Source organism: Janthinobacterium sp. CG_23.3 (genome assembly GCF_046115965.1).
GTDB lineage: Bacteria > Pseudomonadota > Gammaproteobacteria > Burkholderiales > Burkholderiaceae_D > Janthinobacterium.
Window position 1 is genome coordinate 76,021 of sequence record NZ_JBJXIB010000004.1, and the last position, 24,657, is coordinate 100,677.

Consider the following 24,657-nt stretch of genomic DNA (forward strand, 5'->3'; position numbering starts at 1 on the left):
CTTCGGTTTTATGGATGGAACTGCCGTTGCGAAGCGGGTCGGCGGACCGCGTTAACCGCTTGGGAGTGACGGCGCTGATGGCCGACTGGCGTGCCCGCCTGGGCAAAGCGCCATGACCTGAAGTCAATGCCACTGTAAAAGAAACATGCGCGGAGGTATTTGGTGAATACTTAACTGCGCTCATCGAAGATTAGGCCGATGCTCCGTTTTTTGCTTCAACTCATTCTGCGAACAAACCTTCCCTTCCACCCCGAAGGTCTTCGCTGAGGAATGAATGCCCGGCAACGAGCAAGTTACTACAGAACTTCGTTCAGCCTGATTGCTCAACAATACTGAGCTCATTTTTGATTTTGACACCAAGCGCGCGAGCTTCCTGGTGCGACCAGCCGCGGGAAAAGTGGGACACTTGAAAAACTTTAGCACCGACGTTCATTTTTCGAATGTGCTCTACGGCCTCAATTCCGTGTGCAACGATGACGCGGGGTTTGATTTTAGCAAGCAGGAAGGCGAAGGGAGCAGTAATTCGCTGTTGTGTGGCCAAGTCAGTAGCTTGTTCTGTTGACGCAGAATAGATGTTGGTTTCCAAGCAGCGGCAAGGCGAAGCGCCTTTAAGAATCATCTCAATCACTCGACGTGAAGGGCTCACGGCATTGCGCCGCGTCTTCCCCGGCTTCAGTGGTTTGAGCTGCCGGTCCTTCTTGTATGCCTCGAACCAAGCTACTTTGTCAAAGCCCACACCTGGGCGCCAGAACTGCCAAAAGTCCGCAGACATCGTAGTCGCGGGATTGAAGCCAACAATAAACACGTCGCATGTCAATGGGGAGCCATCGCAGACGAAGGGGCGCAGGTCGGTGGGCGCGCCAATCAGCGCTGCAAGTTCGTATTCGAATTTGGATATTGCCTGCATACTTGGGATGTCCAGAAGATGGGCGAGAATTGCAAATCATAAAGCCTTTCGGCGCCCCCCCTGAGGCGCCCGCAGCACGCCGCCACCGCATCATTTCATCGGGCTCGGCACGAGCTGGAGCGGTCGTTTTTCCAAACCGTCCTAGTTACATCCAGAGCGCTCGTCGGCACAATGGTCTCTGTCGGCAATTTCGCCGACGACTACCACATGGAGCTACAAATGAGCAGAACCGCAAACGACGACCGCAGTGACAGCATGAATCCAAACAACGATAGTTACGATGACAGCCAGGACAACCGCTCTGACCAGCTAAACCCAAACAACGACCGCTATCAAGGCGACGATGGGGACGACGAGTAGGCGTTGAAAATTGAGTACCGGCACCAGTCGGCATCTAGGGACGGCGTATTGGCCGACTGTCCCTGCCCCCCGCTGGAGCCTCTAGGGCGAGTAGCTCAAAGAAAATTGTAGCCGACCCGAGAACCGGGCTCCATCTACTCTTCAACAGTTGTGACCGAACGGAAGACCCGGGCCGGGCAGTGGATTGCCCCTCTACCTCCGCCTTTCAAACTGCAAAACCCAGCAGCAAAGCCGGCGATAACGCTTGTTTTTCCAAACCGTCGTAGTTACATCCGATGCCTGCTCCAGCACAATCGTTCCTGTCGCCAGATTCCACTACTGGCGACAATATAAATGAAGTCAGAACCGACCAGAACCGAAAGACTACCGGAGCGACGGAATGATTCCGCCAGCCGAACTTTGCAATTCACCCTTTGATGAGATGAAACCACAATGATGAAATCACCTTTAAGCCAACGTTCAGGCAAAGCAAACCCGGCTGTCAAGAACAGTCACCCCAAGCCTCCCCCAAAAGCTGCTGCGTCCTCGCCTGCATCCATCAAGCAGGCCCCAAAATCAGTATCGGCGCCCTCCCGTGACGCTATTCGAGGGCGCGGGCACGGTGCTATGCCGCTTTCGATATCAACCGCTCCGAAAGTTTCGACGGCAGCCCCGAAAGCGGTGCCGCCGCAAAAGGCCAGGGAGCCTATCACCACCCGCGAGCGCAAAACGCCTTGGACGATTGAGGCCGCCAGCCGAATCTACAAGGGGACCGCGCAAGACAGCGGTGGTCAGGTAAAGAAGGGAACATTTCCTGCCGCGGCCATGTCGGAGGCTATGAAAGCCTCCCCACCGAGCAAAACCCGCTCAAAATAGTGAAAATTCCTGTTTAGCTGTCTTGGAACTGCAGGCCTAAGCTAGCCTGCTCCCCCACGCATTCAGCCCGTTTTGATGACGCAAGGGGACCCGCTCAGCAATATCCTGCGAAGCGCTGCGTCCCTCCTATCCTCGGCATGAGCGCCGATGAAACTCTAGCCAGTACTGGTACCGGCTGCTAAACCAAACTTCGATGGAGCAATGGCCGAAAGGCATTGTCGGCCAAGGTGCCAAAGCGTCTGCTGCAGGAGTCCCATGCAGCTTCTTTGCTCTTTCTGAGACCAAAGTGGCGTGGTACCCTACGAAGTTGAAATACGTCGCAGCCCAATACATTCGCTGCGTCTCCTCAGACTCAACTTTGCCGAAGAGCGCAACCGACATTGACTTCAAATACGACCATTTTGGCAGGTTCGTTCCGCGGCTCCAGGCGCCCAGAGTTCCTATGTCAACGCATAAGCTGGCAAGCCTCACGTCCTCACTCAACGCCTTAATTGTCGAAACCCCAGCTTTTTCCAGCAGCCATCGAAAGAACAGACCGATGGGATTCTTCTCTTTCGAATTCAGCGACGGCAGAAGAAAGGCGAAATTCGACGTCTTGACGTTACCGGCAGCGACCTGCAACTGAACGTCCCAACAGGCCATGATGCTTAGGCGTGCTTCGAGAGCAACCGATGCCCGAACAGGAAGCAGCCCCTGAAAATTAGGCGATGCTTCAATCGCTTCCAACGCCGCCGGCCAAAGGAAATGTCGCATCAACGGGTCAGCTGCTAATTGCCGTGAAGCGTCGGCGAAGAGACCTTGCGCGCAGAGCTTAGCGGCATCAACACATGCGCGCTCGATGTCCATGGTCAGCTGGTCATGAGAATGAAGTGGCTCTTCTCTAAATGGCTCACTCGCGTAGAAATAAAAGGTCCAAAGCCCAACTATGCCGGCTCGTTGCGCGACGGACTCGTCTCCTCCCAGCATGACGCGCATTTCGTCTTGTATCTGAGGAGGCAACATCTCAATCACATCGTTTGACAGACGCTTAGACCAAGGAATATTCAACTTCTCCGAGCGCTTCAGACGTTTATACAGCGACTCCTTACCCATCTCCGCATACAATTTACTGAGTGGGTTGCCGCCGAGTTTCATTTCAACAGTTGGGTCAAACAGAAATAGTCCGCTTAGCTCCAATGCTTTCGCCCGACCTTCAAAAGGGTTGAGAAACTTAATCTTCGATTTCTTGACTGTTCGCACCTCTTTTGAAGTGTCCCTGACCTCGCTATCAGAAATCACACGAACCTGTCCAGACCTCATCTTTCCTCCGACCGAGCAGAGGCATGTACCATCGGCGCGAAGCCGTTATCGAAGGCCCTAACGACGGATTGAGGCGTTAACACTTTCACGACCGGGGTGCCGCCAATGCTCTTTATGGCACCATAGCCATCAAACGACCACGGCAAGAAACCAGAGGCTGCAACAAGGTAAGCAGCTCCCTCGTACTCGAACATGGCACCGTGGGGCAGCTCGTCGAGCGGCGCATCAAACGTCACTTTGCGTCCGCCAGGAAAAGAGCGCTCGGCGTGAAGGACCTTGTCGACATCAGGCATCAACGTCGTCGCACGCAGTTCGTCAACCACGTTTGCGCGTACCCACGCATCCTTGAACTCACGATGGCGCGCCCTCTGGCAGTAAGAACACGGCCGGTGACCCGCCGCAAAGGCGGTCGCTTCGTCGAGGAAAAAAAGCTCGGAGTAATTCCCTGGCGAGAATGGTTTAGCCCGCTTGATGCTGTTGAATTCAAGCAGGCACGTGGCCCATGCCTTATGCGCCCACGGTCTGACAATACGATTCCCGTCGTCATGAAGGATTCCGCGATTCCCCATGAGTGTTCCTCTGCTTGGAACAGCATGCAGTTGGCCCCATGGGTCGACGCGATTTTGAAGATTTTGTGAGGTCATTTCATGGCTTTCAAAGTCGCTACGGTTTGGCTAGGCGGCTTCCCATAAGGGCAGTTTGGGGCAACGGGGGCGTCGGGACAGCTACGGTACCACGCCTGAACTATCGCACCCTGCGAGGCATTGGAGATGCGAAGTTCGAACAGTCCGGATTTCCTCAAAATTTGGCGCCAAGTCTTGCAGCCATACCTGTTTGGTCCCTGGTCTCGATTTTCCTTCGAGATAAACCCTATCGCGGCATCGAGGGAGGTCCATCCGCCCACTTGACAAGCAGCTTCAGCCTCGCGCAGGCATTCGACTATCGTGCTCCGCGGCCAGCACACTGAACCGTCCTCGTTGATACCATGAATAAACATATCTTCGAAGGCCTTTGACTGCACGTATGACGACGCCAGCGCCTGGGACTCAACTACGCTGTTGGCCCAAGTTTTCAATAGCTTGCATTGGCTATCAATTTTGCCGTAGCAAACGTCGAGATGGATGGATGCAGCGCGACATCCGTTTTCATCAGAGATGTCGAAATTTTCAATGAGATGATGGACGAGGTCATTGCGCATTGCCACCAGCTCGGCCAAGCCATCCTTGGTTTGCGCATAGCGCTCAGGCGACATTGAGATATTGAATCGCACGCTGGCCCAAGGAACATCAGCAGATTGGCCGCCGGACCTGGTGCCATCATCCGGAATAACCTCAACGTCCGATGAAGCCGCAGTCAGATGGTCACCGGTGAACGTTCCCACGAGCGTGCCCAAAGTCTTGTTGCGCACGTCGGCGAGTTTTTGGTCCTGCACGGCTTGGAATCGTTCTACCGGACCTTTCACTGCCATGCCCGCGACCATTGTCTTCAACAACCGCTCGTACTGCTGCACACGCAACATGCAGCGGCCCAGCTTACGCTGGACTTCATGCTGTAGCTCTATTAAAACGCCGCTCACGTCAACTATGGATTGAGATGAACTCGGGCTCTGTTGTCACTTCTTCACGATGCTATTGTAAATGCCTACTGCCGCGCCAACTTTGGCGCCGATTATGGTGCTAACAAATGGAATTGGAATCAAGGAAGCTAAGACTCCGCCGACCACTGCACCGGCGGCCGCGTCTTGGACGAGTTTTGACTGCAGAGCGCTCTTGCCCAATTGGCCGAGCTCCGCAGCCGCCGCGCCGGCAACCTCCCGAACCTTGGCTGCAGCGATTTTTGCGTCTTCGAAATCTACTTTGCCGTCGCCGTTCAGGTCGCCGACCAGGACGCCAAGCGCACCGAGTGCGTTGCCGGCGGAATCGGCTGCAACTCCAAGGGCCGTCCCGGCAGATTTGGTGCTCGTTGATGCAGATTCGCCAGCGGCGGAGGCTCCTTGTTTGACTGCGGCTAACGACTTTGCTGTGCCGTTCGAAATTGAATCTCCTGCTCTCGATGTAAAGTTCGACGTTGCTTGGGCGGCATCACCCAATACCTCTCCAGTCGATTTGCCGAACTCAAGCGCGGAATTTCCAGCTTTTTCAGCAGAGGTTTTGGCTGCGGCAAGCGAGGTTTCGGCCGATTTGGATACGGCGTCTGCGGCTGAAGCAGCAGCGTCGCCTATGCTCTTTACAAATTCGGAGAAAGTGCTTTTCATAAGTTCCAATCTTGGTGAAGAATGAGGCATGTCCTGGCTGCGCGGTGTTGCAATCTTAGCCATATACTTCCAAAATGTCCATCAAGCAAGTTCGACACGCCACCAGAATAGAAATCGCGCATATGAAATCCCGATGCTGCGCATCGACGGGCGGTAGCAAAAGACGACTGCAGAAGCGGCAATGGCGTTTTTTTGTTCAGATTGAGCTGACAGCTACCAACTGTTCAGTCTCCACCCGACCATAAAAAAGCTTCACGTAGCGCCAATCGTTGGCTTATACTGTGTTTTTATACAGTAGTTTTCCAGACGGTTTCCATCAAGAACCCGTTGGAGCGAATGAGCAAAAAATCATGTTGGCGCCACCCTTGATACCGGATGAGAGCACTCGAACACTTGCGCAGCTGGTCGCAAAGGACGTCTGGCGCGCGAGCGAGTTGGCGGTTTCGAGGTCAACCACGCGCGCCACTGGGCACGCATATCTCGACGCTGAGCTACCAAACAAGGGCTGGCCAAGGTCGTCCCTCATTGAACTCTTGCTCCAGCAATCAGGCATCGGCGAGCTGCAGCTCTTGGAGCCAGCGCTTGCCGCGCTCTCGAAGACACAGCGAATCGCATTGGTACAGCCGCCCTACATTCCGCAGTCGATGGCGTTCAAGGTGGGCGGCATCGACACCAACCGGCTACTTTGGATAACGGCGAAAAGTAGTGCCGACGCTCTTTGGACTACCGAACAAATCTTGAAGAACGGCAGCTGCGGGGCAGTCATTTTTTGGCAACAAAACGTCAGGTCAGAGTCATTGCGCCGGCTGAATCTGGCAGCGCAGACGACCGATACATGGTTCTGGTTCATGCGCCCGATGTCGTGCGCCAGCGATTCGTCCCCTGCTCCGCTGCGGCTGGCTCTTCGCCCGGCGCTTGGAGGCGTGTCTGTAGAAATTTTGAAACGCCGTGGACCGCATTGCGACGTCCCGCTATTTATTCCGCTGGCTGACATGCCTGCCGGTCGTCAGCTGTTGGATATAGACCATGAAGTTATTGATAACTCTTTACCTGCCCTTATTACCTCTCGAGTCGCTGCGCCCGTCTTGGTCTGAACCCGGCGCATTTGCTGTCCTCGACCAAAACACGGTGACGGTTATGTCCAACGAGGCTGCGCGCACCGGCGTTCGACGAGGAATGCGCGCCGGTGGCGTGTCCGCAATTTCGCCGACAACCGTCATGCTGGAGCGCACCCCGGAAAAAGAAATGCTGGCGCGAGATGCCATCGCGATGGCGATTCTTCAGTTCACGCCGGAGGTCACCCATACCGATGACTTCAGCATCCTGATGGATGTCAGCGCCAGCCTCACGCTCTTTGGCGGCCCCCTGGCAATCTGTAGACGAATAGGCGCGAGCATTGCGTTGCTGGGATTCACTGCCCATCTGGCGGCGGCGCCTACAGCCATGGGCGCCTGGTTGCTGGCCCGTTGCGTCCGCACGCGGGGGCAGCCTGTCCGGCGCCGGGTCGCCCGGATGAAGACGCTCGAACAGCGGCTCAACGGGCTGCCGTGCGACCTGCTTCCTGCAGCGGCTCCGTATCGAGACTGGCTGACCGGAATTGGTGCTCATGACCTAAGTGCGCTGCGCCGCCTGCCTCGCGCAGGATTGCTGCGTCGGACAAGCAAACAGTTGCTGCTGGAGCTTGACCGCGCATATGGCCAATCGCCAGAGATGTTCGACTGGATAAAGGTGCCGCTCACGTTCTCTCAGCGAATGGAAACGTTCGACCGCGTCGAGCACGCAGATGCTCTGCTGCACGGTGCAACCAGTCTGATACTGCAACTGGTCGGCTGGCTGGTGTCGCTTCAACAGGCCGTCAGAATCTTTACGTTCTACCTTGAGCACGAACGCGGACGCACCGCCATACCTCCGACTGAACTGGAAATCACGCTGGCGGAACCGGCTTGGCATGAGGGCCATCTGATTCGGCTGTTGAAAGAGCGCCTGGGCAAAGTCGAACTATCGGCACCGGTCATCGCCCTGCGCCTGGAGGCTAAACAGCTTGTGCCTATGCTTCCACCGACGCAATCGCTGTTCCCAGAACCGGGCGGTTCGCCCGCCGACTTTCACCGACTGCTGGAATTGCTGTCGGCGCGGCTAGGGCCAGAAAATGTTCTGGCGCCGACTTCACTGCACGACTATCGACCCGAAGTGTGCAACGCGTGGGTACCTGCGACAGACAAAATCCCGAAACCTAGCAAGGACGACGATGAGCTTCTTGAAGACCGTCCATACTGGTTGCTGCCGAAGCCGATTGCGCTCCTGATGCGCAACGAGCGTCCATTTTACGGCAGTCCGTTGAAGCTGATACGGGGACCTGAACGCGTCGAAGCTGGCTGGTGGAATGACCAAGTCGCTGCTCGAGACTACTACGTTGCCCAAGGGACGGACGCAAGCTGCTATTGGATTTACCTGGAACGAACGACGGATGCTCGCTGGTTTCTGCACGGCCTGTATGCGTGACACATGGCGACCATCCAGCAAAATCTCCCAGATTACGCGGAGCTTCAGTGCTTTAGCCACTTCACATTTTTGAAAGGTGCCTCGGCGCCCGAACACCTCGTTGAACGCGCGACAGCATTGGGTTACAACGCCATTGCTATCACCGACGAATGCACGCTCGCTGGCGTCGTCAAGGCGCACATCAAGGCAAAGGAGCTTGGCCTGCATCTGCTCATCGGAAGCCAGATGACCGTCACGCCGGAGGATGGCACCGCACCTTTCACGCTCATCATCTTGGCGATGAATCGAAACGGCTACGGTAACCTCAGCGAGCTGATAACGGTCGCCCGCACGCGCGCAGAAAAAGGCACGTACTTGGTGCTTCCACGCGATATCGCGAATCCGGTCGGTGACCTCACGCCGTTGCGCGGCATGCCGGATTGTCAGCTGATATTGGCGCCGAAATATGGGAGCACGTTCGAAGACGTCGAACGCCACGCTGCATGGCTCGTACAGTGCGCGCCTGGCCGGGCGCGAATTGCGATAACACTTCACCACCGTGCCCGTGACGACAAGCACAAAGCGATGGTGAGCCGTGTATCCGACAGCTACGGTCTGCCTATCGTCGCTACTGGGGACGTGTGCATGCACGTTCGTTCGTACAAGCCGGTACAAGATACGATGACAGCTATTCGGTACGGACTCTCGGTCGCTGAATGCGGATACAAACTGATGCCGAACGCCGAACAACATTTGCGGTCACGCCTCCGGCTTGGCAATCTCTATGCCCGTGACGCTCTCGATGAATCGGTGCGGGTCGCAAAATTGTGCACGTTCTCGCTCGATGAACTCCGATATGAATATCCACACGAACTCGTCCCAGAAGGTGAAACGGCTACATCCTACCTACGCAGCGAGGCGTACATCGGGGCACATTGGAGGTACCCGGCAGGAATCCCTGACAACGTGCAAGCCTTGCTTGAGCGAGAGCTCGAACTCATAGCGGAAATGGAGTACGAGAGCTACTTCCTCACCGTCTACGATATCGTACGGTTTGCACGTTCGCAGCATATCCTCTGTCAAGGCCGCGGGTCGGCGGCAAACAGCGCGGTGTGCTTTTGCCTGGGCGTGACCGAGGTCGACCCCGTACGCGGCACCCTCCTCTTCGAGCGATTCATTTCAAAGGAGCGCAACGAACCGCCAGACATCGACGTCGACTTCGAGCATCAACGGCGCGAAGAAGTCATCCAGTACATCTACAAAAAATATGGACGCATGCGCGCTGCACTGACGGCAGTCGTCATCAGCTACCGGCCGCGCAGCGTATTGCGGGATGTTGGAAAAGCGCTCGGGGTTGACCTGTCCGTCGTCGACAAGGTCGCAAAAGCTTCTCATGGATGGGGCGGTAAGGCCGACCTGCAAGAACGACTGCGTTCATGCGGATTCGACCCCGAATCACCCATCGCAGAAAAATGGAATGACCTTGCCGAGCGTCTGATGCGCTTTCCCCGCCACATTTCGCAGCATCCCGGAGGGTTTGTCATATCTCACTCCAAGCTCTGCCGCCTCGTGCCTGTCGAAAATGCCGCGATGGAAAATCGCACCATCGTTCAGTGGGACAAGGATGACCTCGACGCCGTTGGGCTACTGAAGATAGATATTTTGGCGTTGGGCATGCTGAGTTGCATTCGCCGCGCACTGGACCTCGTTTCCGAGCAACGCGGCGAACGGTTCGAACTGCGCGACGTGCCACACGAAGACCCGGCAACCTACGAAATGATTTGTCAGGCAGATACCGTCGGGGTCTTCCAGATTGAGAGCCGCGCGCAGATGTCGATGCTGCCGCGACTTCAACCCAGAACTTTTTATGACCTTGTCATCGAGGTGGCCATCATCCGACCAGGGCCGATTCAAGGTGGCATGATTCATCCCTACCTCCGCCGCCGACAAGGCATCGACCCCGTCAGCTATCCCAGCCCGGAGATGGAAGCTGTTCTTTCGCGGACACTGGGCATCCCAATTTTTCAAGAGCAGGTAATGCAAATCGCCATGGTCGCCGCCGGCTTTACTGCCGGCGAAGCGGACCAGTTGCGCCGAGCGATGGCGGCATGGAAGCGCAAAGGCGGGTTGGAACAGTTTGAAGAAAAGCTCATGGCCGGAATGTCAGCGCGTGGGTATTCAGAGGAATTCGCTACCGCGATAGTTGGCCAAATTCGAGGATTCGCAGAGTACGGCTTTCCGGAGTCGCACGCCGCCAGTTTTGCCCTGCTGGCTTACGCGAGCAGCTGGCTCAAGTGCCATCACCCAGCCCCATTTTTGGCGGCACTGTTGAACAGCCAACCGATGGGCTTTTATAGCGCGTCGTCGCTGGTCCAGGACGCGCGCCGGCACTCAGTCGAAGTTCGCCCAGTTGACGTCTGCGTCAGCAGCTGGGAGGCCGCGCTGGAGCCCATCGCAGGAGCACAACCTGCAGTGCGCTTAGGCTTCAACAACATTAATGGATTGGAGCGAGAAGCCGGCTGGCGCATCGAAGAAGCTCGCGCTTCCCATCCATTTTCGAGCACCACGGATTTGGCGGCTCGCGCGAATCTAAACGCCGGCCATCTCAACGCGTTGGCAAGTGCAAATGCGCTTGAGTCGCTATCGGGGAACCGGCGCCAGGCCCTATGGCAGGCGGTCGCCAGCGTACCCGAAAAAGGTCTATTGCGGCCCGCGACAGTGGTGGAGGAATTCGTCCAAATGGAGGCCCCGTCGGAAGCTGAAAATATCGTCGCCGACTACCGCCATCTCGGCCTCACGCTGGGCCGGCACCCGCTCGCACTGCTGCGAAGCCGGCTAGCAACGCTACGATTCCTTCCGGCAGAAATCCTGAATCAGTTCGACAATGGGCGACTGGCCCGGGGATGCGGAATCGTAACCGTCCGCCAACGACCTCAGACTGCCAACGGTGTGATTTTTGTGACGCTCGAGGACGAGACCGGCAACGTCAACGTAATTTGTTGGCCGAGTCTAGTCGAGCAACAGCGCAAGGAACTAATGGGGGCATCGCTGCTGGGCGTGTACGGCGTTTGGCAGTGTCAGAACAATGTGCGGCATCTGGTCGCAAAGCGCTTGGTCGACCTTTCGCATCTCCTGGGTGAGCTCGATACGCGAAGCCGCAATTTTCACTGAGTCGGCAAGGGACAAATGGCAACTTCGTCGGAACTGGCAATGCGCGCCCTGGGCCATCTCGACTAAAATAGTGCGATTGAAACGACAAGAGCGCTGGATGACGTTTTCGTTGGTGACCAGACGACAACTAGATACACTGATTGCCGCACGAATTGCCACACAAACCCAAACAACAACTGAAGTCGAACCCGGTCAATACAATGAGCATGCGGCGCCCCAGCAGCCTGGCCATTACAAACAAGCTACGAGGTCAGCATCTGTCACACGTGGACTTCGGCGATGATGGTCGTCGGCTCACTCTGCATTTTTCTGGCGGAATCTCGCTGGCCGTCGACGCCAGCCCTGCAGGCATGCAGGTGGCCGTCGAACAAATAGCTCCCACCGAGCCATCGGACCCAGGCGTCAAGCAACCGACGAAGCGGCAACTCGAATACCTGCTGTTCATCGACAAGTACGTCAAGCACTTCGGCAGAGCACCTGCAGAGGCGGACATCGAACGGCACTTCTTGGTGTCCCCTCCGACCGTCAACCAAATGATGAAAATGCTGGAACGTCAAGGCTTCATCACGAGAAAGCCTGGTACGCCCAGGTCCACACGGATTTCCATTGACCTGGGCACCGGCCCGTCAAGAAAATGAGCGAGCCGAAAAAATACTTAACACGCCGAAAATGGAAAGTCTACCGTCCAACTGCCCAGGAATTGGCGTTCTACTGTGCCGCCCAGGAGAACGACATTCAAGCGCTCCAGCAACTATTGGCTGACGGCGTCGACGTCAACTGCGCGCCATACGGCAGCACTATCCTCGCGATTGCCGTCATTTTTGGCAGTCCCGAATTTGTTCGGATTCTGATTTCTGCGAGCGCCGATGCCAACCTGACTCACGGCCGTGGAACTCCGTTGATTTCCGCTCTGATGCGCGGTATAGAAAGCATGGTGCTCCTCTTAATTGAGGCCGGTGCCGACGTCAATCTGGTTGGCAACATTGAGGACGGTCAAGCACCGCTTCAATATGCGGCCGAGTATGGCCTGCCGAATTGCTTACAAGCGCTGGTTGCTGCCGGCGCAGACGTTAATCACGTCAATAAAAATGGCTGGACGGCGCTGATGTCAGCGACCGAGCGAGACCAACTGGATTGTCTGCGCCCGTTAATAGATGCCGGCGTGGACCTGAACCACGCGACGAACGACGAAGGTTGGACGGCGCTGACTATCGCAGTGCGCAGAGAATACCTAACCTGCGCACAGGAGTTGCTGTCGGCGGGTGCGGACGTCAACTACGTCGACGACGCCGGCCGAACGCCATTGATTTATGCCGCACGCAGTTGGAATTTTATTTGCGTTCAGGCCTTGCTTCAGGCTGGCGCCGATGTCAGCCATGTCGATAAGTCAGGCTGGACGGCGCTGGTCTGGGTCGACAGGTGGTTTTCGCCATACTTGAACAACGGGGCGTCCGCCAGCGACTGTGGTCTAGTCGAAACACCGAAGGAGTGGCCGCTTTCACTCGAGCATTTCCGGCCCGTCTCCGGCATGGCCAGCCAAGCAGACCGGCACCAATGTCTTGAGTTATTGCGGACGGCGAGGAACAAACTTATGTACGTCTTGGAAGATGTTCGCGATGAAAGCTGCGAGCCGGCAGAGCACCGGACGATAGCCAACCCAATTTGAACTTTGAACTTAGGGGTCCAGGTGCAACGGAACGGGAAACCGGGTTAAGGGTTGCCTGTCAGGTTGAGGTCATAGGTACCTGCAAGAGAGCGTCAGAAAATGCCTGAATCGACTCTATTTTTACTCCGTTGGAGCTTCATGCTTGACGTCAGGTTGAAGCGTACCCGTACTGTACACTTTGGGGCTGGGCCAACGCCAGCAATCGGCCAGGAGCGGACGTAGGGACTAAAATCGGTACTAATCGAGGCAAAGTTCGTGCGGGCCTGTCGAAAACCTTCTGCGTGAAACGTCGTTACTGAACAACCGATAAATTTAAGAGGAGTACGGCATGACCGAAGTTCAACACCAAGCCAACATGGAGCAGGTCCGACACTTATTGTTGTCCTGGGCCAGCGCTACCCGCACCGACGAACGTAGCAAAATTTTAAAAAATCACCATCCTGACTCGCTTATCTTTGACGTGCTTCAACCAACGCAGTACGCAGGGACCGAGGCTTACCGTGCCAGTTGGGACAGCTGGCAACCTGAAACCCAAGGCGACAATGTTTTCGAATTTACCGATTTAAATGTGGTGACGGGTGAGGACGTAGCATTTGCCTCAGGTTTGATTCGATGCGGTGGAACGTTAAAAGACGGAAAAAGTTTTGAGGACTTGGTGCGGGCAACTTTTTGCCTTCAAAACCTGTCCGATAAGTGGACAGTGATGCACCAACATATCTCGAAACCGATGGGTAAATAGCATCGCGGTAGCGCTGACGCTGTCGACAGCAAAGCTTGAAGTCACCGTCCGCTTTGGGCGAAAGCAGTCCTTAACCCGGGTTTCCGTTCCGCTGCACCTCAGGCCCCAACTTACTGCGAGGAACGGATGAAGGGAATCTCGATAAACGACACACTACTGCACGAGGTCAGGATGCTTACCGTGCCGTACCAAAAAGGTACCGTCAGCTATTTTTCGTATCCGAAGACCAGGATTGACTTCACGGCCGAAGGAGATGAGATTCAGCTGTCTGTTCCCGCCATGTTGGCAATTGAACTGTACCGGGCCGGGATACTTCCGCAAGATGCGCAAGCGACCTTCCCCGTCAGCATCAGCGGGAAGAAGGTCGGCACGTACCGGGTCGCAGATTTTTGGTATCCGGCCGTGGGCACCGGCTCGAGGGACACCATCTCGATTCTGTTGTCGCGTGCGATTGGCGCCTGATACATATTGGTGCGCGCTCGACTGCGGCCAGGTCGAACCACTGAAAAATGACAATGAGCAGAAAACTCTCACCAACGATGAAAAAAGCTCTGGCCGCAATCGTCAGCTTAGGAGGCGAAGTACACCCAGATGGATGCTCCTACTGGCGCAGCAAGCCGATTCCTGATGGTAAGCGCCTACGGTACGAACTCGATGGCGCGAGTGGCAACTTCTGCTGCGTGGTGGAGACCTCGACCGTTAAGAGCTTGGTTTCGCGTGGGCTCCTTGAGTTAATCGGGGAAGCGGATTCTGCCACCAGTCGCGCATACCGGACGACGGCGAAAGCTGGCGCGATTTGCGGCTAACACCGAAAAACGATTTACGACTTGGGTTGACCGAGGATGGCGGAGTGCTTATTGTTGGCTTTGGAGTCGTCCACGCCAGCTTTTGGAAAAAATGGGCGAAGTGCAGCTCACTCGTCGACGCCGTGCGCCTCAAACAAATCATCCATCTCGTCTCCGACGCCATAGTCCAAGTTTTGACTGATGTCTCGAACCCGACCTAGACGAGAAATGAAAGCATCCCGCTGGTCCGCAGGGAGCGCGGCAGCAGCCGTCAACGCCGCATCGAACATACGAACCAAAGCGTCGAAATACCTCTCATCTGCCAAACCGATGTCCGCGCTGAATCCAGCTGCGCATTCGCAAAAATACACCATCAACTCGGCCATGCTTTCAGGGTGGCCAATAGCCTTCTTATAGTCAGTGATTGCCTTCTTGGCCTTGGCGACCGACGTGTCTTGGTTCTTGAGAACATCCGGCCAAAGCCAGCGCTCGATGGTCTTCTTGTAAGACGCAAGCGTGTTCTCGCCGAGACCAAATCGCGTATGCAAGAAAGCCTGGTTGTCCTTGTTCGCAGAGTACAAATCCTGAACGAGCGCGACAAGGCCAGCCTGGTCCAAGCCCAGCAGCCGCCTTTTGACATCGCCCCAGGTAGCGACCGATTTCGTAGATTTCGTTGCCATCGAGCGCCTCGCATTTCATTTTTCGATACGACTGTCCGGGCCAGCTTAGAAATGCTAACCAGCCCGCCGTTAGGCTGCGAATTTTACGATGCAGCAGCCATTGCACGCAATGGTCGTCCGCCTGCGACCTATTACGAAAGCTACAAGGCCGAAGACACCGTTCGTGGAACGATTGACGTCAAGATAAGAAAGGCCGTTCGCTGGGTCGAGGACCCTGCTATTCGTCGCAAGGTCGAGATGGAAGTGCGCGCAGAACGTGAGTCCTCGCGACGCATGAAAGGCGCTGAAGTCGGAGGCTGCAAAGGCGAACAAGGACGCCTCCTCGCGCAGCTCGTATCGTTCGAGAAAATGGCGAAGGGACTTGACCGCGCCCGGTCCCTTCGCCGCTTCACGGACGAGATTGTTGCGAGCAATGCGGCGCCGGCAGAGCTCGTTGGTAGACTGGAGCTGATGGCACTGATGGCGGACTGGCTGCACCCTCTGGTGAAGGAACCATGGCCTGACGTCGATGGCGTTGGTGACAGGAAGCCGTATGGGGGTCTTTGGTAGATGTCGGTTATTTTCCGTTCGATGCTGCGACTAATAGTGAGACCTCTACGCGCAAATACCCCCAGTGAGCCAGCACAAATGCTAACCTGTGATTCTGTGCTTGATGAGCATCGCATCATATCTTCACATTTTGGAGGTTTTCTTTGAAAATTGCTTTAGTTCAGCTTGATGCAAGCAATGACGATGCTTGGTCCATTGATAGTATGGAAGATTTGCTAAGTCTTTCTTCTGGTGCAGACTTGGTAGTCTTCCCCGAAGGGATGCCCTTCTATCAAACCGGGAAGAACACGGTTTCAAATGAAGTAGCAATCGAAAAACTTTGTTCTGTCAAATCGGTAGGAAAGCCTTTCATCGCAGGGGGGTATGTCCGTTATGGAGAACATATCCGAAATGTCGCATACCTTATATACAAAGGAACTATGCTTGCCAGTTATTTCAAGCGGACGAAATGGCGTGGTGAACACTTTGAGCCTGGAAATGAATCAGAAGTAGTTAAATTTTCTTGGGAAACGAAAGCTTGTATCCCATTGATATGTGCCGACGCTGGAGACAATCCAAGCCCAACAGGAACACGAAGGATGTACCAAGCTCTTGAACTCGGCGCAGATACCAATACTCCCATTGTAATTCCGTCGTTTGGTGCAGGCTTAATGACCTCATATTGGAAGGTGCCGTTGACAGCTTGGGCCCGCGGCTGTGGAGCGCCCGTAGCGATATGTGGAGTCTCGGGTAAGAGCAACAATACGTACTTTGAAGACGGCGAGAGCAAACACTATGGTGGCGGCGGAAGTGCCGTTTTTTTGCCAGACGGCACTATCTCGGAACAAAGCGCGAAACGCGGCATTTACATTGTGGATTTGAAGAAAGGTACGACTGAACGCAGAAAAATCGAACTTTAAGTTTAGAGAGGAAAAATGTGCATTGGAAAACGACATCTTTCAAGACAAGAACTCCTCGACGGAGTCCGGGCCACGCCAGTAACAAAGCTGGCCAAAGGCTACGAATTATCCCGCGTGGGTTTCAGCTAGCTTGCGGCTGCCCCTAACGAATGCGTCTGGTGCAGGCCAGTTTGCCTATGCGGATGCCGGTTTTTTTACCGAAGTGCTAATGCAGCACCGCGCACTCAGATTGGATGCGCAAACTAAACGGAACGTAATTACGTCGGCGTACAGTTCCGTCTGAATTGATGCCATGCACGATGAAATTATGAATTCCTTCGACTGCCAAAGCGACAGCGCTACTCCTCTGGTCTTAGCATGCCCATCGGACCTTTCCTTAAGCTGTCCGAGATGGCAGTCAATCTTCTCGTAGCAGTCCCGGAGATGGCGCGTTGAGGCCAGGCACCCAGCCTCGTCCGAAATATCAAATCGTTCTGTAAGGTGGTGGACCAAGTCATTGCGCATTTCTTTTAGCTCCGTCAGCGCTGCTGACGTCTGGTGATAGCAGTCAGTAGCCATCGACATCGCGAACTGCACCCTCAACCACGAAACTTCAGCGATAGTTCCGGCAATTCACGCAGCGGCATCCGTCGCGTTTATTTTTCTGCTCGCCGTCGACGAGACAGTCGCGGGTAAACAAACGAACCAGGGTACCCAACGTCATCGTACTCGCGTCGGTCTTCTGCTTTGCAAGGACTGAGGTCAGGTTTTCGGGCGCGCCCGCAACCGACGCCGTCGCCACCATGGTCTTCAACATACGTTCGTACTGCTGAAGTCGCAGCATGCATCGCCCCAACTTCTGCTGCATTTCAAGCTGCGCGACCTCTATCGGGTTCCGCATATCTGATTCCATCACAATGTCCTTCGCAAGAAAAGCGATGATAGCTTACGACTCTCCCCCTTCGGAAGTTTGCTCTCCGACCGGCGTTGCCCAAGAACACGCTGCAATCAAATAAAACGTTTCGAGGGGGCGGGCCAATTCTGCGACCGCGGCAACGGAAAGTGACGTTGAATCCGCCGGGATTTCAAACGTAAACCCATCAGCGAGAGCGACCGATGTGGCTCCGCAATCCCTGCAGGCCCCGATTCCAAAAAGCTCGAGGCGGACCGCGGCGGTCGCAAATCAATTCGCAACCCCTCCTCGACCACATCAACGAATTTGTCTAAATGATTGCGCGGACTCGCGACAATGCGGTTCGCAACGGAAGAACCGTCGGACGCCCTTCCTGCCACGAGCTCCATCGGAGCCACGAGGTTATGCGCTAGAGTGTGCGTGCTGAGCTTGGCGAGGTCCTCAGCCACTTGGAACAGCCGGCGCAACTGGTGCACCATGTCTCCGAGCGCGCGTTCGCGCAACCGCGCTAAGCTCGCCGCCATTCAGTCTCTCAACGACTGGCTGGCCGTGCGCGTCGATTGCGCCGACTTTGTGCCGTGCTGGCGTGGCCCACGTCTGGTCGCGGCGGACGCCTCGACTTTCAGCTTTGGATTTTGTGCCAGCACCGTGACCAATCCTACCAGCGCCGACCAACTCGCCATCGGCCTTGTTTCTGCCCGGCGCCGAAATGATGGTGGCCGCCTCGCTGCTCAGCATCCACGAGAGCTAGCGCTAGATGCTCTTCCAGCATCTCGACGGTCTCGGTCCCGGCGAACTGCTGCTCACGGACCGCGGATACCCGTGCCGCTGGGTGCCTGCCGCACTGGGCTAGCGCGGCGTCGATTTCTGCATGCGTGTCGAGCGCGCCGGCAACGCCGGTTTCGACTGTGTGCGCCTTGTCCCCACAGTGCAGCGAGCGCCCCGTAACCGGTAACAGGTAACAGAAGCGGCGTTTTCTTGTTACCGTAATATGGCGTTACAGTGTTCCCGCGCTCGTGGCAAGAACTGGTCCGCCGCGGCTGGGACGGCATCTGGGCGCGAAGATTGCTCGGCGTGTGGGGAAATCTCGCGCTAATGATGCCTGGCCAACGATTTCCACTGGCAAACGCCGCGCGGTCGGCTTTGGGGCAGCTATCAGCGAAGCGCAATGTGGCTTCAGACTGTGGCATGGAGGTCTCGGCCTGACCGTCGAAATTCGAAGTCCTCAAATCGTCAGATAGTCATTCGCTTGTCCTTGGAAGTGCGCGCCAGCGCACGGCGCCTTGACCGCTTCGGCAGTATTTAAGAGGGTCCTCGCGCGCATGCGGTACTAAGAATCCCAGCACCTAGAGTACTTCTGAATTCTGTAGCACTAAAGTTCGTATTTTGAAAGAACTGCTGCCCGAAGGCAGAACGGCCCCCAACCCAAGCACGCCGTTGGGAGTCCGTATCTGCCAGGCGAAATCGCTCCGCGGCACCTGCCACACGCAAACTGCGTAGCGAAGCGCGACTAGACTCAGACGGAGTTTGCCCGCCCCACCCCACCTCTAGTCGACGCCAGTGGTTGTCCTTGGTGCCCGCATGGACAAATTGTAACGGCCGCGGTGTGTTGAGCCCCCTCTCCGTCGTTATGTCTAGTGCTTGAAGTTTATATATTTCCGCTGCTCGAGGTAATTGCCGCTTTCTCTTTCAGAAAATATAAACGCCGCGACTACACGGTCTGTCACCTGGTAGCACATGCCGGCACAAACTGGCCTCATTCCGAGACTGGTAGAAGTGGCATGAACAACACCAACCGACACAACGAAAGAGAAGCCATGACGACCGAACTACTCGACCTGAACGACTTGGCCAGCATGCTCGGCCGCAGTCCTGAAACCATCAAAAAAGACATGCTGAGGAACCGCCTCGCTGTGCCGCCGCGCTTACATATTCCAGGGACCCGACTGCTCCGCTGGCGACACGTTGACGTTGAAGCATGGCTTGCGAGCCATGTCGAACAACGCGATGCAGAGGACAACATCAGCCAACAGAATAAAGCGAATTCAAAATGACCAACCCAATTCACCGTCCGACGTTTCCTTTCGCTTTTACACACGCAAACGAGTTTGAGCTAATCGCTGGCTTTATGCTGGCTGCACGCAGCGCCGGCTGGACTCACGAGGCAGTGCTGCAAACACTAGACGAGGCAATGTCGGACATCCATGGGAGCTTACACATTACATTTTCCCAATGGTGCTTACCGCTCGCGCCAGAGACACACCGGTAAACTAATTCCGCATGTACTCGCTCCGGCCCCGCGCCATTCAGACCTAAATGTGGAAGTGACAGGCCGACTGTACGTCGACCGCGGATTCATTCGGAAACAAGTCCCTTCCGATAAATGTGCCCCGCGCAAACCTGAGCACGCAATTTTGACCACCCCGCTGGCCGCGCCATGGATTTGCGCACGGTCAGCGTCGTAAGCAAGTCCTGGTACGAAAACCACGACTTTTGGAACTCCAGGACAACGTCGTCCAGCATCTCACCCTTCGGCAACCGCTTGTACAACAGCTGCGCTTCCTGGCAGGCAACGTTGAGTGCAACAAGTGCCTCCTTCAACGACTCAAAGGCTCCTTCCATGCTCGGCTGCGGTGGTTCAAGATGAGTGCCGGTATCTCGACCAAGGCGACCCGCCGCAGAATGCACGAGTTCGCAGACCTGTTTGGTGACCAACGGAGTCGCTTCTGCGAGTGCGACTATCCAACGAAGCTTTGTTTTCGCTTCGGCGACATCCATTTCAAGTGTCCGCGCACGTGCTGGTCCAGCGAGTTCCGACAGACGCCGGTTGACGCGTGCAATCTCAGTCTCGTTGAGGCCACGTTGCTCGAGCGCGGCAGCATCCTCAACGCTCAGACTTTCCAAACCGGACGGAAGCCTCAACAACACGGTGTTGACGGAGCGTCCGAAATTGATTCCTTCGGGATTCCGGAGGGTTTCGTACACCGCACGAATCACCTCCACCTTTGCCGGTCGCTTACCAGGCTGGAGGCGTTGATAGACTGCGATGCTGCCGGTCACGGGCGTTGTTTTTTCAGATTTCATGGGGTTCATTTCTAGCCTTTGTAGTGTGGTTATCAGGGTCAGTCAAAACGTATAGCACCCGATGTCTTTCACAAACCCACTACTCGTATGCCGCCCAACATCTACGCGAGCCACGGCGCCCACAGAGCCAGACTGGAATGAGCCAGTAGACACCGACCCGGATGCCAGAACTCGGCCCTCCATCACTGAAAAGCCTGCAGGTCCATCACGACTACTCGACTCTTCCTTCGCGAAGTGCCGGCCCGGCGGGACTGGGTCACGACGCGGCCTATCCAACGACACTGCCCGATGGTCACGTTTCGCCCATTGGATTCACGGTGCCTACACTGGTTAGGCCAACCACTGAAAGGACCAACAACATGAACGCAAAGACCTTCCTGCAACAGTGCACAGACGAGCTACTCGACCTGATGCGCTCGCTTGTAACGATGAACGAAGCCGCTCAACGTGGCGAGCCGATGCCATCGCTGACCCCCGAGCAGGCCCAGGCTCTGCTCCTGACCGTCGGCGATGCGCTGATGGCCAACCACCGCGCCATGCGCTCGAAACAAAGCTCCGGCCTTCTGGCCGCTTGATTCTTGATTGCAAAGCCCTGGCCTCCAAGCTGGGGCTTTTCTTCCGAGTACCCTTAAAGTCCATTTATGTAGGAGGCGTAATGCAGAAGCTCGACAGTGAAAAATTCCGTGCGGTGTTGGAGGCCATTGCGGCCGAAAAGGCCAAGCGTCGCAAACCGGCGGCAGCTCGGCCTCGAGTCGAGCCGCAAACCGGAACGCCCATACCAACGGCCGATTTCAAAGTGCTGTTGAATAAACCAGGCGTGGATAATTGAATTCAAAAGGGGGCTTGCGCCCCCTTTTCTTCGCCCGCTCGACCCGTGCCACGCTATGCCATAACGCCCGGTGGCAGTTTATCCAGGACGAACGCGCCCATGGCCGGGTTCGTCGACGCACGCCATCGTTGCAGCGACGGAAGACGTATCGGACGGTCGCAGCAAATGAGAAACGGCACCGGTTGCCTAGCCAACTTCACCACTTCTTTTGCCGCTTCTGAAGTCTGGTGGTGTGCCAAATAGACAGCGATTACGAACTTTCCAGTTTCGTCAAACAGCGCCGCATCGAAGTGCTTCAGGTCAGAATGGCCAAGAAAATTTCGAGCGAGACCACGGCGTCCGACGGGGTTCAAAGTGTGACCGTGGGCCTGGAGAGAGTGGCAAAGCTCAATCACCGGCGCTCGCGTCGCGAAGTCGGTCAACGACAGGTTATAGCCGTCTGCAAACCAAGGTAGGACTTTGCTATCAACTTCGATAGGCGCCTCGGCCCATTCATTCTCATAAATTTCGTTCAGAGCGTTGGCGCCCTTTTGTGTGAGCACGTACCCGCGTGGCATTCCTGGTTTGAGCACTGTTGGCTCGATACCTGGCCTGTGACCAAGGGCTCGAGCAAGCACGTAACCATCGGCCGCCAACTTGGACAGCATTGCCTGGGCAAGGACGTGGGCAGAATGTGCTTCGTGGCCAGCCCTAGCCAGTTTGGAAATTTCCCGCGTGGAGAGATACCCGAAGGTGCCAATAAGCTCCAAGACGAGCAGTTGATTTTTTGATGGGGATTTCATTAGAGGGATTTCGCAAAAGTGTTGGAGGACCCTGTTGCCGTGAGCACGGGGTTGCACGATGTGTAGCGACAAGTCTCCCGCGTCTTCATTTTGTCTATGAGTAGAGCGCAGTCAGTCGGTCCAACTGTCGCGAGCTCTCTCCCGCCGCCGACATTGGTTCCGTCAACAGGACGCCGCGCTAGGGCGCGGGTTGGTGAATACGCCCACTCGCTGCGCTCGGAAAGTCCCTCCGACCTGCAATGGCCACCTGCAAGTCCACTCGAGCCGCAACAGCCCCCTTTGTCAGCAAAACACCGCGCAGTTCCGCCGCTTCGGCCGCGGCCGCCGCCGCACATACAATTGCAGTTTTTCTCGTGGCGGCAGCCCCCCTTTGTTTTCAAAGCCGACCTCCTCGTTACCTCCGGGCCGCAGTGTCGGAACGCCACGGCGTCACAGTTGAGCTCTTCCTCAGCGGCGACTCGTTGCAGCACACAGCACCACCTGGGAGCAATCAATTTCATCTTTGGAACTTGGCACCGTCCTCCTCGTATCCCGGCTCGACATTCCTCGTCACCGCAGCACCCAGCCCCGTATCGTTGGCCGCAAGTTTGGCTGCGCCGCTGGCGCCCCTCAAAGCGCTGCAGTCGTAGAGAACATCTTTGTTTTCAATACGGTGGTCCTGCGCTGCGCATCCTGCGCGCCACGCTTTGGCGCTGCGTCTCCTGGCGGGCTGGGGTTTGGTGTTGCGCTTCCTGCGGGCCGGGGTCTTGTACTGCGCATCATTCGGACTGGAGTTTAGAGCTGCGCATCCTGCGGGCTGGGGTTTGGTGTTGCGCCTCCTGCGGGCTGGGGTTTGGTGCTGCGCCTCTTGCGGGCCACGGTTTGGTGTTGCGTTCCTGCGGGCCACGGCCGGGTTCCTGCCTATCGGAGGTGCTCCCTATTGCTTCCAACGAATGGGTGCTGGCGACCTGGCGGGCCGCGGCTGGTGGTGCTGCATATCGGAAGGGCTCGGGGGCCTGCATTTTGTGGAGCCACAGTTTGGTGTGGTGCCCCGGGTCAACCGTGAAAAAAAAGGGATACGTTCTTGCGCCGGCGCAAGGCGGAAGGCTCGGGCTGTTACGGGTCGGATGAGGTAACGGTAACGGTAACGGTAACGGGTGCGTCCTTGCACCGGTGCAAGGCGGAAGGCTGGGGGCTGTTACCCGTTACGCTGAGTTAACAGTATGGGGCGTCCTTGCGGCCGGGGTTTGGTGTTGCACATCCTGCGGGCCGCGGCCGGGGTCTTGCATATCGGAGGCGCTCCCTATTGGTTTCAATAATTGGGTGCTGGCGACCTAGCGGGCCGCGGTTTGGTGGTGTTGCGCATCGGAAGGGCTCGGGGGCTCTTGCGTATCAGAGGGAGCCTGCGCCGTCGTGTACATCGGCCGGACTCGAGAGCGTTGAAGACAAAGGGTGGTGCTGTGCCGGCCAAGGGCCGGGGGCTTGGAGTGCTTCGCATCGCTTCCGCCCGCTCGAGTTTTTGGAGGCAATTGGGTGTGCTGCGCACTGCGCAGAGTTCCGGGGAACGTTGCGCTTGCGTGCTCACGATTTGCCTAGGCGTGGCGGGGGCGAGGTTGAATGACCGAGCGAAGCGAGGGTGGTACTGGTAATGGGGGTGGTGGTGCATTCATCTTGCGCCGGCGCAAGGCATAAGATTGGCGGCCCGATTGTTCCAATCGCACCGCAAATTTAAATCCTGTCGCCGCTCCGCGACGCGTGATTCAAACAACAGACCGATAGAAACACCCGGGCCATTCTCCGGTTTTTTTGCCCCCGAGTATTTTGGAGCCCTACCCGTTACACGCTGCGCGTTCGACGTCGCGGGAGCCAACTTGGCCGGAAGTGAATTTGAATAGTTTTCGTGATTCGCTCAATCAGGCCAATCCCGTGCAAGCGGTACCTACACTTGGAAGGCAAAAGTGCAATAAGCGAATGAGGTTTAGATAGGCAGGCTACAGCATCTTCGTCGAGGATTCTGTAGCCTGCCTAGCTAGCGGGACCCGCGGCCTTTGCCAAGGGTTTACTTCATGGAGTTTTAATATGTTCGCACAACAACTGATGAGTTTCATTGCCGCCGCTGTCGTAATGGGCGTCGTCTCGAGTGAGGTTTATGCTCTGCTCAAGGCAGCCGAATATGGGCAAAAGGCGAAGGCAATGGGAGTCTTGAAGGCGGGGCCCATGTCTGTCACGACGGCGCGCTACATCTGGTCAAGCCCGTTGCTGCACGAATTCTTCTACGCTGAAGTTGGCAAGAAGCCGGCGTATCGTGCTTCTATCCCGGTCTGCTTCTGGTTCACGGCAGTGTGCTTCCGTCGTGACTATTCAGCCTGAGCGTACAGCGTAGAAAGTTGTTGTAAACGAATCGTGGATAACGCATCATGCGTGCATGCCACCAAAACCGCCCCGC

23 protein-coding genes are annotated in these 24,657 nt (G+C 56.2%); 14 read left to right on the forward strand and 9 right to left on the reverse strand.

The features are described 5' to 3' along the window. Positions 1-310: 310 nt before the first annotated feature. A complete protein-coding gene (locus ACFDR9_RS02815) occupies positions 311-907 on the reverse strand; it encodes a hypothetical protein (RefSeq protein ID WP_409029986.1) in 597 nt (198 codons plus the stop codon). A gap of 219 nt (positions 908-1,126) precedes the next feature. Here ACFDR9_RS02815 and ACFDR9_RS02820 point away from each other — a divergent pair, with 219 nt between their 5' ends. After that, the gene (locus ACFDR9_RS02820; RefSeq protein WP_282407532.1) at positions 1,127-1,267 is read left to right on the forward strand and encodes a hypothetical protein; all 141 of its coding nucleotides are present in this window, start codon (positions 1,127-1,129) and stop codon (positions 1,265-1,267) included. Between the two features lie 981 nt (positions 1,268-2,248). Here ACFDR9_RS02820 and ACFDR9_RS02825 read toward each other — a convergent pair. From ACFDR9_RS02825 to ACFDR9_RS02840, 4 genes are all read right to left on the reverse strand, one after another. Then, positions 2,249-3,400, reverse strand: a complete 1,152-nt coding sequence (locus ACFDR9_RS02825; RefSeq protein WP_409029987.1) for a hypothetical protein — start codon at positions 3,398-3,400, stop codon at positions 2,249-2,251. Between the two features lie 17 nt (positions 3,401-3,417). Then, positions 3,418-4,065 (reverse strand): hypothetical protein, encoded by a 648-nt coding sequence (locus ACFDR9_RS02830; protein ID WP_409029988.1) that lies wholly within the window; start codon positions 4,063-4,065, stop codon positions 3,418-3,420. After that, positions 4,062-4,940 (reverse strand): OST-HTH/LOTUS domain-containing protein, encoded by an 879-nt coding sequence (locus tag ACFDR9_RS02835; RefSeq protein WP_409029989.1) that lies wholly within the window; start codon positions 4,938-4,940, stop codon positions 4,062-4,064. Before ACFDR9_RS02835 ends, ACFDR9_RS02830 begins: the two co-directional genes overlap by 4 nt. Positions 4,941-5,033: 93 nt before the next feature. Next, positions 5,034-5,738: a hypothetical protein gene (locus ACFDR9_RS02840; RefSeq protein ID WP_409029990.1), complete on the reverse strand. Its 705-nt coding sequence runs from the start codon at positions 5,736-5,738 to the stop codon at positions 5,034-5,036. Between the two features lie 287 nt (positions 5,739-6,025). Here ACFDR9_RS02840 and imuA point away from each other — a divergent pair, with 287 nt between their 5' ends. The 7 genes from imuA to ACFDR9_RS02875 all read left to right on the forward strand — a co-directional run bounded on the left by imuA (position 6,026) and on the right by ACFDR9_RS02875 (position 14,194). Further along, positions 6,026-6,769, forward strand: a complete 744-nt coding sequence (imuA, locus tag ACFDR9_RS02845; protein ID WP_409029991.1) for a translesion DNA synthesis-associated protein ImuA — start codon at positions 6,026-6,028, stop codon at positions 6,767-6,769. Continuing rightward, positions 6,702-8,177, forward strand: a complete 1,476-nt coding sequence (locus ACFDR9_RS02850; protein WP_409029992.1) for a Y-family DNA polymerase — start codon at positions 6,702-6,704, stop codon at positions 8,175-8,177. The genes imuA and ACFDR9_RS02850 overlap by 68 nt, the downstream gene beginning before the upstream one ends. Positions 8,178-8,180: 3 nt before the next feature. Further along, positions 8,181-11,327, forward strand: coding sequence for an error-prone DNA polymerase (locus ACFDR9_RS02855; protein WP_409029993.1), 3,147 nt, complete (start codon positions 8,181-8,183; stop codon positions 11,325-11,327). A gap of 140 nt (positions 11,328-11,467) precedes the next feature. Then, complete coding sequence (locus tag ACFDR9_RS02860; RefSeq protein WP_409029994.1) at positions 11,468-11,965, forward strand: LexA family protein; 498 nt, start codon at positions 11,468-11,470, stop codon at positions 11,963-11,965. Then, complete coding sequence (locus ACFDR9_RS02865; RefSeq protein WP_409029995.1) at positions 11,962-12,993, forward strand: ankyrin repeat domain-containing protein; 1,032 nt, start codon at positions 11,962-11,964, stop codon at positions 12,991-12,993. Before ACFDR9_RS02860 ends, ACFDR9_RS02865 begins: the two co-directional genes overlap by 4 nt. A gap of 328 nt (positions 12,994-13,321) precedes the next feature. Beyond that, positions 13,322-13,732, forward strand: a complete 411-nt coding sequence (locus tag ACFDR9_RS02870; protein ID WP_409029996.1) for a YybH family protein — start codon at positions 13,322-13,324, stop codon at positions 13,730-13,732. A gap of 126 nt (positions 13,733-13,858) precedes the next feature. Then, complete coding sequence (locus tag ACFDR9_RS02875; protein WP_409029997.1) at positions 13,859-14,194, forward strand: hypothetical protein; 336 nt, start codon at positions 13,859-13,861, stop codon at positions 14,192-14,194. A 451-nt stretch (positions 14,195-14,645) separates the two neighbouring features. On the opposite strand, the gene ACFDR9_RS02880 is transcribed toward ACFDR9_RS02875, so the two are convergent. Next, on the reverse strand, positions 14,646-15,197 hold the full coding sequence (locus ACFDR9_RS02880; RefSeq protein WP_409029998.1) for a hypothetical protein: 552 nt from the start codon (positions 15,195-15,197) through the stop codon (positions 14,646-14,648). A gap of 51 nt (positions 15,198-15,248) precedes the next feature. On the opposite strand from ACFDR9_RS02880, the gene ACFDR9_RS02885 reads away from it, so the two are divergent. Both ACFDR9_RS02885 and ACFDR9_RS02890 read left to right on the forward strand, forming a co-directional pair. Beyond that, a complete protein-coding gene (locus ACFDR9_RS02885; protein WP_409029999.1) occupies positions 15,249-15,746 on the forward strand; it encodes a hypothetical protein in 498 nt (165 codons plus the stop codon). Positions 15,747-15,889: 143 nt separating this feature from the next. Continuing rightward, positions 15,890-16,645 carry a hypothetical protein gene (locus ACFDR9_RS02890; RefSeq protein ID WP_409030000.1) on the forward strand — a complete coding sequence of 252 codons (756 nt, stop codon included), beginning with the start codon at positions 15,890-15,892 and terminating at the stop codon, positions 16,643-16,645. Between the two features lie 592 nt (positions 16,646-17,237). Here the strand turns inward: ACFDR9_RS02890 and ACFDR9_RS02895 are convergent. Continuing rightward, positions 17,238-17,537, reverse strand: coding sequence for a hypothetical protein (locus ACFDR9_RS02895; protein WP_409030001.1), 300 nt, complete (start codon positions 17,535-17,537; stop codon positions 17,238-17,240). Between the two features lie 1,781 nt (positions 17,538-19,318). Between ACFDR9_RS02895 and ACFDR9_RS02900 the strand changes: the two genes are divergently transcribed. After that, the gene (locus ACFDR9_RS02900; RefSeq protein ID WP_409030002.1) at positions 19,319-19,591 is read left to right on the forward strand and encodes a helix-turn-helix transcriptional regulator; all 273 of its coding nucleotides are present in this window, start codon (positions 19,319-19,321) and stop codon (positions 19,589-19,591) included. Between the two features lie 301 nt (positions 19,592-19,892). Here ACFDR9_RS02900 and ACFDR9_RS02905 read toward each other — a convergent pair whose 3' ends face one another. After that, complete coding sequence (locus ACFDR9_RS02905) at positions 19,893-20,621, reverse strand: hypothetical protein (RefSeq protein ID WP_409030003.1); 729 nt, start codon at positions 20,619-20,621, stop codon at positions 19,893-19,895. Positions 20,622-20,980: 359 nt separating this feature from the next. Between ACFDR9_RS02905 and ACFDR9_RS02910 the strand changes: the two genes are divergently transcribed. Further along, positions 20,981-21,196, forward strand: coding sequence for a hypothetical protein (locus ACFDR9_RS02910; protein ID WP_409030004.1), 216 nt, complete (start codon positions 20,981-20,983; stop codon positions 21,194-21,196). A gap of 80 nt (positions 21,197-21,276) precedes the next feature. After that, the gene (locus tag ACFDR9_RS02915; protein ID WP_409030005.1) at positions 21,277-21,450 is read left to right on the forward strand and encodes a hypothetical protein; all 174 of its coding nucleotides are present in this window, start codon (positions 21,277-21,279) and stop codon (positions 21,448-21,450) included. A gap of 53 nt (positions 21,451-21,503) precedes the next feature. Here the strand turns inward: ACFDR9_RS02915 and ACFDR9_RS02920 are convergent, their stop codons facing one another. Beyond that, positions 21,504-22,232 carry a hypothetical protein gene (locus tag ACFDR9_RS02920; protein ID WP_409030006.1) on the reverse strand — a complete coding sequence of 243 codons (729 nt, stop codon included), beginning with the start codon at positions 22,230-22,232 and terminating at the stop codon, positions 21,504-21,506. Between the two features lie 2,058 nt (positions 22,233-24,290). Between ACFDR9_RS02920 and ACFDR9_RS02925 the strand changes: the two genes are divergently transcribed. Then, positions 24,291-24,581 carry a hypothetical protein gene (locus ACFDR9_RS02925; RefSeq protein ID WP_409030007.1) on the forward strand — a complete coding sequence of 97 codons (291 nt, stop codon included), beginning with the start codon at positions 24,291-24,293 and terminating at the stop codon, positions 24,579-24,581. Positions 24,582-24,657: the final 76 nt, after the last annotated feature.

Excerpts from the sequence above, each read along its gene's own strand:
- ACFDR9_RS02920 (WP_409030006.1), bottom strand. The coding sequence starts at position 22,232 with ATGAAATCCCCATCAAAAAATCAACTGCTCGTCTTGGAGCTTATTGGC.
- ACFDR9_RS02925 (WP_409030007.1), top strand. The coding sequence starts at position 24,291 with ATGTTCGCACAACAACTGATGAGTTTCATTGCCGCCGCTGTCGTAATG.
- ACFDR9_RS02885 (WP_409029999.1), top strand. The coding sequence starts at position 15,249 with ATGCTAACCAGCCCGCCGTTAGGCTGCGAATTTTACGATGCAGCAGCC.
- ACFDR9_RS02895 (WP_409030001.1), bottom strand. The coding sequence starts at position 17,537 with ATGGAATCAGATATGCGGAACCCGATAGAGGTCGCGCAGCTTGAAATG.
- ACFDR9_RS02815 (WP_409029986.1), bottom strand. The coding sequence starts at position 907 with ATGCAGGCAATATCCAAATTCGAATACGAACTTGCAGCGCTGATTGGC.
- ACFDR9_RS02835 (WP_409029989.1), bottom strand. The coding sequence starts at position 4,940 with ATGTTGCGTGTGCAGCAGTACGAGCGGTTGTTGAAGACAATGGTCGCG.
- ACFDR9_RS02855 (WP_409029993.1), top strand. The coding sequence starts at position 8,181 with ATGGCGACCATCCAGCAAAATCTCCCAGATTACGCGGAGCTTCAGTGC.
- ACFDR9_RS02880 (WP_409029998.1), bottom strand. The coding sequence starts at position 15,197 with ATGGCAACGAAATCTACGAAATCGGTCGCTACCTGGGGCGATGTCAAA.
- ACFDR9_RS02875 (WP_409029997.1), top strand. The coding sequence starts at position 13,859 with ATGAAGGGAATCTCGATAAACGACACACTACTGCACGAGGTCAGGATG.
- ACFDR9_RS02840 (WP_409029990.1), bottom strand. The coding sequence starts at position 5,738 with ATGGCTAAGATTGCAACACCGCGCAGCCAGGACATGCCTCATTCTTCA.
- ACFDR9_RS02915 (WP_409030005.1), top strand. The coding sequence starts at position 21,277 with ATGCAGAAGCTCGACAGTGAAAAATTCCGTGCGGTGTTGGAGGCCATT.
- ACFDR9_RS02900 (WP_409030002.1), top strand. The coding sequence starts at position 19,319 with ATGAACAACACCAACCGACACAACGAAAGAGAAGCCATGACGACCGAA.
- ACFDR9_RS02850 (WP_409029992.1), top strand. The coding sequence starts at position 6,702 with ATGAAGTTATTGATAACTCTTTACCTGCCCTTATTACCTCTCGAGTCG.
- ACFDR9_RS02870 (WP_409029996.1), top strand. The coding sequence starts at position 13,322 with ATGACCGAAGTTCAACACCAAGCCAACATGGAGCAGGTCCGACACTTA.
- ACFDR9_RS02910 (WP_409030004.1), top strand. The coding sequence starts at position 20,981 with ATGAACGCAAAGACCTTCCTGCAACAGTGCACAGACGAGCTACTCGAC.
- ACFDR9_RS02830 (WP_409029988.1), bottom strand. The coding sequence starts at position 4,065 with ATGACCTCACAAAATCTTCAAAATCGCGTCGACCCATGGGGCCAACTG.
- ACFDR9_RS02820 (WP_282407532.1), top strand. The coding sequence starts at position 1,127 with ATGAGCAGAACCGCAAACGACGACCGCAGTGACAGCATGAATCCAAAC.
- ACFDR9_RS02865 (WP_409029995.1), top strand. The coding sequence starts at position 11,962 with ATGAGCGAGCCGAAAAAATACTTAACACGCCGAAAATGGAAAGTCTAC.
- imuA (WP_409029991.1), top strand. The coding sequence starts at position 6,026 with ATGTTGGCGCCACCCTTGATACCGGATGAGAGCACTCGAACACTTGCG.
- ACFDR9_RS02905 (WP_409030003.1), bottom strand. The coding sequence starts at position 20,621 with ATGAAATCTGAAAAAACAACGCCCGTGACCGGCAGCATCGCAGTCTAT.